We start from the raw sequence: 7,032 nt of genomic DNA, 5'->3' as shown, positions 1-7,032 counted from the left end.
GGGGTGGCAGGGGTGTTGGGGGGGGGGGGGGGGGGGGGAGGAGGGGGGGGAAGAAGGGGGAAAGGATGTTTTCCTTCTTTCTGGTTTGGGGCTCCTGCCCCCCCCCCGACGCCCCTTCCAGCGTGGTGTTGCCGCGCAGCAGCTGACGAACGAGCAGACTGTGGTGCCGTGACCGTCACCCTGTCCGTGCCCGCAGCCGGTCCGGCACCCGCCCTGCTCCTGCGGCCGTGGCGGGCCGGCGACCTCCCGGCACTGGTCGCGGCGCACCGGGATCCGGTGCTGCGCCGCAGGGTGTCCGTCCCGCTGACCGGTGAGGCCGAGGCCCGGCGGTGGCTGGACGAGCAGGCCGCCGGGTGGGCGGCCGCGACCCGGTTCAGCTTCGCGGTGGTCGCCGAGGACGGACCTCCGCTCGGCCACGTCGTGGTGAAGACCGCGCCGGCCGAGGTCGGGTACTGGACCGCCGCCCACGCCAGGGGACGGGGGATCGCCGCACGCGCGCTGGAGGCCGTGTCGCGGTGGGCGCTCGACGAGGCCGGGCTCGTGCGGCTGGAGCTGCTGCACGCCGTCGACAACCACCCGTCCTGCCGCGTGGCCGAGAAGTGCGGTTACGTCCTGCACGGCCTGCTTCCCGCCGCGCCACCCGAGTTCCCCGGCGAAGGACACCGGCACGTGCGCGTCCGGCGATGAGATCCGCCTGCTCGCCCGGTCCACCTTCGTGAGCCGGACGGGAAGGACCGCGATGGACATGCACGGCGTGCTGGGGGTGAGCGACCTGGCCAGGTCGCTGACAGCCTCTCGCTCGCCGCCCTTCCCCAGTCGGTGCAGCCCCAGTCGATGCCGCCGTAGTTTCATCCGGATGTGGGACGGCGTTCACCTGGAACGGCAACCCCGCGCGGCATGGAGATCCTCGTTGTCGTCGTCGTGGTGACGGCGCTGGTGTTCGACTTCACCAACGGGTTCCACGACACCGCGAACGCGATGGCGACCTCGATCGCGACCGGCGCGCTGCCGCCGCGGGTCGCGGTCGCGGTGTCGGCGGTGCTGAACCTCGTCGGTGCGTTCCTCTCGATCGAGGTGGCGCGCACGATCTCGTCCGGGCTCGTGGACGAGACGAAGATCGGTCCGGCCGTGGTGTTCGGCGGCCTGGTCGGCGCGGTGGTGTGGAACCTCGCGACGTGGCTGCTCGGCCTGCCGTCGAGCTCGTCGCACGCCCTGTTCGGCGGCCTGATCGGCGCGACCTGGGTGGCCGCCGGGTCGGACGCCGTGCGGTTCACCGCGGTGGTCGAGAAGGTGATCGTGCCCGCCGTCGCGTCACCGGTGATCGCCGGGCTGGTGGCGGCTCTCGGGACGTTCGCCGCCTACCGGCTGACCAGGGGCGCGAAGATCGCCCAGCGCGGCTTCCGGTACGGGCAGATCGCGTCCGCCTCCCTGGTGTCGCTCGCGCACGGCACCAACGACGCCCAGAAGACGATGGGCATCATCACCCTGACCCTGATCACCGCGGGCGCGCTGCCCGCCGGTGCCGCGCCGCCGCTGTGGGTGATCATCTCGGCGGGCACGGCGATCGCGCTCGGCACGTGGCTCGGCGGCTGGCGGATCATCCAGACGATGGGCAGGCGGATCACCGACGTCGAGCCGCCGCAGGGCTTCGCGGCCGAGACGGGGGCCGCCGCGGTGATCATGACGTCCTCGCAGCTCGGGTTCGCGCTGTCGACCACCCACGTGTGCGCGGGCGGCGTCGTCGGGTCCGGCATCGGCAAGCGGCTGGCCGACGTGCGCTGGACCGTCGCCGGGCGCATGGTCCTCGCCTGGCTGCTCACCCTGCCCGCCGCCGCGGTCGTCGGCGCGCTGGCCGGCCGCACCGCGTCCGAGGGGACCGTCGGCGTGCTGGCCGTCGCCGCGGTCGGCCTGATCGTCGGGATCGGCTGCTGGGTCCTGTCGCGCCGCAACCCCGTCGGCGCCCACAACGTCACCGCGTGAGGAGTGCTGCTGTGCACATCGACTGGTCTGGGCTGGGGCTGGTGCTGGGCGTCTCGCTGGTGCTCGGCGTCGGGGTCGTGACGCTGTTCTCCGCGGGGCTCGCCTTCGCCGAGAAGGGCAACAAGGTGGTGCCCGCCGTGAGCTTCACGGCGTGCGTCGCGCTAGTCGCGTACGGCATCTATCTGGTGGCCGTGCACTGATGCGCACGTGTGGACAGTTGGACGTAAAGTCGGCGCAATGAGTGACGAGAACGTGTTGGGCCGCATCAACGAACTGGTCGACGAGGAGCACGAGCTGCGCCAGCAGCTCGCGTCCGGGGAGATCGGCACCGACGAGGAGCACGCTCGGCTGCGGTCGCTGGAGGAAGCTCTCGACCAGTGCTGGGACCTCCTGCGCCGGCGGCGTTCGGCACGGTCGCAGGGCGAGGACGCGGAGGGCGTGCAGGCCCGCTCGGTCGGTGAGGTCGAGGGCTACTTGCAGTAGGTCCGTTCCGGCGGTCTCACTTCGTGTCCCGGAAGATCACCCAGCGCATCACGCTGTACATGAACGCCGCTTCGCACGCCCCGGCCACCACCCTGGACAGCTGGTACTGCAGACCGAGCTCGGTCAGCGCACTGCCGACGCCCAGGATGAACGCCAGGTAGTTGACCAGGATCGCCACGGCGTACAGGCCCGCCTGCGGGCCTACCGGGGCGTGCGAGCGGAAGTTCAGCGCGCGGTTGAGGACGAAGCTCAGGCCGAACGCCAGCACGTAGGCGATCGTGAACGCGACGGGCAGCGGCAGCCCGAGACCGCCGCGGAACAGCGTGAGCAGCAGCAGGTCGATGGCGAACGTGCAGCCGTTGATCAGCGCGAAGCCGAGGAAGCTGGGGGCGACGACCCGCGACAGGCCGAACGGCAGCCACCGGACGACCACCGCCATCGCGTCGTGGAACCTCGTGCCGAGGTCCCTCCCGGTGTCGCTCAAAGTGGTCTGGTCCCCGCCGGTCATGGTCACGACAGTGCCACGGCGGCGCGGGGCGAACCCGGCAGAACGGGCGCCGCCGGGCAGGCCGTCCCCAGGAGTTCAGCCTCCGTGCCGGTGGTGTTCGGGTGCGCTTCACCCGGATCGGCGGCCGCTAGGCTCGGCCGTTGACCTTCCGCCACGCCGTCGGGCTCATGCCGTGGAGCTTGCCGAACGTCCTCGCGAAGTACCCCGCGTCCGGGAACCCGACCTGCCGCCCGATGTCGCTCACCGTCAGGTCCGCCACGGCCAGCAGCCGCCTCGCCTGGACCATCCGCCGCTCGGTGATCCACTCCTGCACGGTCCTGCCGGTCTTCCTGCGCACCGTCGAGGTGAGGTGGCCGGGGGAGATGCTGACCGCGGCCGCGACCTCCCGCAGCGACAACGGCTCGGGGTAACGACGTTCGATCACGTCGAACACCTCGGCGAGCAGGGGTTCTGCGTTCTCGCGCAGGTCGCCGACCACGTCCGCGGCGAGCCGGGACACCCCGACGAGCAGCAGGACGAGGTGCGCGTACGCGGCCTCGCGGAAGCCCTCGCGGCGGTGCCGGAGCTCGTCGTCGAGCGCGCGGATGCGAGTGGTCCACTCGGCGCGCTCGTCCTCGGGCACCTTGAGCCGCAACGCGCCGACCGCGCCGCCGCGCACGAACGGGAACAGCAACGGGTGGGTGCGCCACGTCAGGTGCGCCGCCGGCGTGTCGGGGCCGAGCGCGTCGGCGGTGAAGAACACGCCCCAGCCCCGTGCGTCCACCAGGTCGCCGCTGTCGGCCCTGCCCATCACGTCGCCGGGCGCGATGACGAACAGGTCGCCCGCCTCGACGGCGCGGACCTGCCGGCCGGTGCGGATGATCCCGCCGTCGGCGGCGAAGTACGAGAGGCCGGGGAAGTCGTGCGAGTGGGCCTCGTGCCCGCCGTCGGCACCGGCCGCGTGGCCGAGTGGCGTCACCGAGACCGGCAGCTCGCCCGGCGACGGTCGCCAGGAGTAGGCCACCGGTTCGTCGCCGTGCGGGGAAGTCCGTCTGGTCAGCACCGTCACATCATCCCACTCCTGCCGCAGATCGACGCAGAAATGCTGCTGCCGAGAAGGACATCATGTTCTTATGACCGAAACATCGTCCCATGAGCGTGACTACCTGCCGGCCATGGGCAAGCACTACCTGATGCCGTTCTACGACCTGCTGCACCGCGTGTCCCGGCTCGGTCGCGTGCACGGCGAGATGGTCGCGCTGGCGGAGCTGGGTACCGGTCACCAGGTGCTGGACGTCGGTTGCGGCACGGGCAACCTGCTGCGCGCCGCCGGCAGGAGCGGTGCCGGGCTCACCGGCGTGGACCCCGACCTGAAGTTGCTCGCGCGGGCCGAGCGCAGGTTGCGCCGGGCGGGGGTGAAGGCGCGCCTCGACCGCGGGTACGCCCAGGAGCTGCCGTACCCGGACGCGTCGTTCGACCGGGTCTTCTCCAGCCTGATGCTGCACCACCTCGACGGCCCGTCGAAGGGCGAGATGCTCGCCGAGGTGCGGCGCGTGCTGAAGCCCGGCGGGGTGTTCGTGCTCGCGGACATGGCGCACCACGGGCACGCGCGCGAGGCGATCGCGGCCGCCGGGTTCACCGTCGAGCCGACCCGCACGGTGGAGCTCAGGTCGTTCGGCCCGGTGGGCATCGAGGTCGCGACAGTCCACTAGCGACAGGTCCATTGTCGACCGATTGAACGACGTCGATGTTGCTTTGCTCCCAACGGATTTGTTTTAGTTGCTAACCTTTACGAATTGGTGCTGGCGCGGCTCCGGCACCATCTAAGCTGCGCGCCGTGACGGATGCGACGGGAAGTCTGGTGGCGCAGCGCTACCGGCTCGTGCAGGTGATCGGGACCGGCGGCATGGGCCGGGTGTGGCTCGGCCGGGACGAGGTCATCGGCCGTGAGGTGGCCATCAAGGAGCTGCTGCTGCCCGCCGGGCTCGACGAGCAGCAGCGGGCGTTGCTGTGCCACCGGGCCATGCGCGAGGCGCAGCTCGCGGGCCAGCTCAACCACCCCGGCATCGTCACCGTGCACGACGTCGTCGAGTACAACGGCACGCCGATGATCGTGATGGAGTTCGTGCGCGGCGGGTCGCTGTCGGACCTGCTGAAGGCCCAGGGCGCGCTGCCGCCCGACCAGGTCGCCTACATCGCGACGTCGATGCTCGGCGCGCTGCGGGTGGCCCACGAGGCCGGGATCGTGCACCGCGACCTCAAGCCCGCCAACGTGTTGCTGTCCGGCGACCGGGTCGTCATCACCGACTTCGGCATCGCCCGGCTCACCGGCGACGTGCCGCTGACGACCGACGGCTCGATCGTCGGCACGCCCGCGTACATGGCGCCCGAGCAGGGCACCGGCGCGCCGATCACGCCGGCCACGGACATGTGGTCGCTGGGCGCCACCCTGTACGCCGCCGTCGAGGGCCGGCCGCCGTACCAGGGCCAGGACTTCATGACGACGTTGTCGATGTTGCTCACCCAGGAGCCCGCGCCGCCGGTCCGTGCCGGGCACCTGTCGTCGTTGCTCGGCGCGTTGCTGCGCAAGAACCCGGCCGAGCGGGCGTCCGTCGACCAGGCGCTCGCGCTGCTCGCCGGCTCGCCCGTGGTGCTCCCGGTCCAGGCGTCGAGCAGTGGTGTCAACCGGCGGACGCTGCTGCTGGCGGGCGGCGGCGCGCTCGCCGTGGCCGCCGGTGGTGTCGCGTGGTGGTTGTCGTCGGGGACCGGCAGCGGGGACGGTGCCGCGTTGCCGAGCACCAAGGACGACGGCAAGCCCGTGTCGAACAAGGAGGGCGGGTCGGAGGAGACGACCACCTCGTCGGAGGTGCCGCCGGGCCGTCCGGAGGAGTACACCGAGCACGTCCAGCTGATCGACCACAAGGCGGCGGTCTCGTCGCTGGCCTGGAGCCCGGACGGGAAGCTCCTGGCCAGTGCGGAGGACGGCCTGGGCGACGGCGGCGCGCTCGTGCGGCTCTGGGACACGACCACGAACAAGCTCATCGGCACCGTGCAGAACCCCGACGGACCCGGTGGCGCGTCGGCCTGCGCGGTCGCGATCAGCCCGGACGGGAAGATCCTCGCGGCCGGGGGGAACCGGACCGGGGACTTCACCACGTACCTGTGGAACATCGCGGACCGGTCGATGATCGGCGGGCTGGACCAGAGCCGGTCGATCATGAAGACGCTGCTGTTCCACCCCGACGGGAAGACGTTGGTCGGGGTCACGCACACCGGGCGGTTGCAGGTGTGGGACGTGGCTTCGCGTTCGGTGAAGATCGGGCTGGCCGAGGCTCAGGGGAGCAGTGATCTGTCGTTCTCGCCTGACGGGAAGCTGCTTGCTTATGCGGGGACGAAGTACCAGGAGATCCGGATCGTTGATCCTTCTTCTGGGAAGACCGTGAAGACGATCAACGACTCCACTGGGCACGGGGGGTCGTTCTCGCCTGATGGCAAGTTGCTGGCTGTGGTCGATGGTGATGGCAAGAACAGCATGCAGATCTGGGATGTGGAGAGTGGGCGGAGTGTTGCTGTCTTTCCGCGGGCTGATGATGACCTGACTTTGTCCAGTGCTTTGTATCATCCTGGGGGGAAGATGGTGGCGGCTTGGGGGCAGGGGAACTTCGTTCAGCTCTGGGATGTTGCGTCGAAGAGGATTCGGGCTGTTGTGCTTGGGGCCAGTGGGCAGGTTGAGGCTGTTGCGTTTGATCCGGCTGGGGGGCGGATTGCGGTTGGGGGGTCGGACAAGGTTGTTCGGATTTGGAAGATTTAGAGGGTTGTCCTTGGTGCGTTCCCCTGATGCGGGTCGCGACTCTCGCGGGTGGTTGCCTTGCGGGCGGCCGGCTTGCGGTTGCATGCTTCCCCTCAGGGGCTCTGCCCCCGAACCCCCGGCAATCTGATCGGGGGCCCAGCGCCGTGGGCGGGTTGATGGCACGCCTGTTTGTGTTGGGCGGCTTGCTGTTTCGTTTTTGGTTGCGTTGCGGTGGGGTCCCGTCACGAGTCGCACCAGGAGCGAGCCACAACGAGATGGGGGTGTCAAACGG

8 protein-coding genes are annotated in these 7,032 nt (G+C 70.5%); 6 read left to right on the top strand and 2 right to left on the bottom strand.

Annotated features, from left to right (window positions below; translation table 11 throughout):
- The first annotated feature begins 168 nt into the window (after nucleotides 1–168).
- The 4 genes from ACFWV3_RS44320 (at nucleotide 169) to ACFWV3_RS44305 (ending at nucleotide 2,463) form a co-directional block, all read left to right on the top strand.
- Complete coding sequence (locus tag ACFWV3_RS44320) at nucleotides 169–687, top strand: GNAT family N-acetyltransferase (RefSeq protein ID WP_382420130.1); 519 nt, start codon at nucleotides 169–171, stop codon at nucleotides 685–687.
- Between the two features lie 210 nt (nucleotides 688–897).
- Nucleotides 898–1,980, top strand: a complete 1,083-nt coding sequence (locus tag ACFWV3_RS44315; protein ID WP_382420128.1) for an anion permease — start codon at nucleotides 898–900, stop codon at nucleotides 1,978–1,980.
- Nucleotides 1,977–2,180 carry a hypothetical protein gene (locus ACFWV3_RS44310; RefSeq protein ID WP_382420126.1) on the top strand — a complete coding sequence of 68 codons (204 nt, stop codon included), beginning with the start codon at nucleotides 1,977–1,979 and terminating at the stop codon, nucleotides 2,178–2,180. The genes ACFWV3_RS44315 and ACFWV3_RS44310 overlap by 4 nt, the downstream gene beginning before the upstream one ends.
- A 37-nt stretch (nucleotides 2,181–2,217) precedes the next feature.
- A complete protein-coding gene (locus ACFWV3_RS44305; protein WP_382420124.1) occupies nucleotides 2,218–2,463 on the top strand; it encodes a DUF2630 family protein in 246 nt (81 codons plus the stop codon).
- Nucleotides 2,464–2,479: 16 nt separating this feature from the next.
- Here ACFWV3_RS44305 and ACFWV3_RS44300 read toward each other — a convergent pair whose 3' ends face one another.
- Both ACFWV3_RS44300 and ACFWV3_RS44295 read right to left on the bottom strand, forming a co-directional pair.
- Entirely contained in the window at nucleotides 2,480–2,971 is a 492-nt protein-coding gene (locus ACFWV3_RS44300; protein WP_382420122.1) for a GtrA family protein, read from the bottom strand.
- Between the two features lie 127 nt (nucleotides 2,972–3,098).
- Nucleotides 3,099–4,013: a helix-turn-helix transcriptional regulator gene (locus ACFWV3_RS44295; protein ID WP_382420120.1), complete on the bottom strand. Its 915-nt coding sequence runs from the start codon at nucleotides 4,011–4,013 to the stop codon at nucleotides 3,099–3,101.
- A gap of 70 nt (nucleotides 4,014–4,083) precedes the next feature.
- Here ACFWV3_RS44295 and ACFWV3_RS44290 point away from each other — a divergent pair, with 70 nt between their 5' ends.
- Both ACFWV3_RS44290 and ACFWV3_RS44285 read left to right on the top strand, forming a co-directional pair.
- Nucleotides 4,084–4,662: a class I SAM-dependent methyltransferase gene (locus tag ACFWV3_RS44290; RefSeq protein WP_382420118.1), complete on the top strand. Its 579-nt coding sequence runs from the start codon at nucleotides 4,084–4,086 to the stop codon at nucleotides 4,660–4,662.
- Between the two features lie 125 nt (nucleotides 4,663–4,787).
- Nucleotides 4,788–6,761 carry a WD40 repeat domain-containing serine/threonine protein kinase gene (locus ACFWV3_RS44285; RefSeq protein WP_382420116.1) on the top strand — a complete coding sequence of 658 codons (1,974 nt, stop codon included), beginning with the start codon at nucleotides 4,788–4,790 and terminating at the stop codon, nucleotides 6,759–6,761.
- Nucleotides 6,762–7,032 lie beyond the last annotated feature (271 nt).

This window comes from Lentzea sp. NPDC059081, assembly GCF_042738015.1.
In the GTDB taxonomy this organism is placed as follows: Bacteria; Actinomycetota; Actinomycetes; order Mycobacteriales; family Pseudonocardiaceae; genus Lentzea.
The sequence above is the reverse complement of the archived record's forward strand: the minus strand, read 5'-3'. Positions and strand labels throughout refer to the sequence as shown.

Coding starts and splice junctions, on each gene's coding strand:
- ACFWV3_RS44290 (WP_382420118.1), top strand. CDS start 4,084: ATGACCGAAACATCGTCCCATGAGCGTGACTACCTGCCGGCCATGGGC.
- ACFWV3_RS44315 (WP_382420128.1), top strand. CDS start 898: ATGGAGATCCTCGTTGTCGTCGTCGTGGTGACGGCGCTGGTGTTCGAC.
- ACFWV3_RS44300 (WP_382420122.1), bottom strand. CDS start 2,971: ATGACCGGCGGGGACCAGACCACTTTGAGCGACACCGGGAGGGACCTC.
- ACFWV3_RS44305 (WP_382420124.1), top strand. CDS start 2,218: ATGAGTGACGAGAACGTGTTGGGCCGCATCAACGAACTGGTCGACGAG.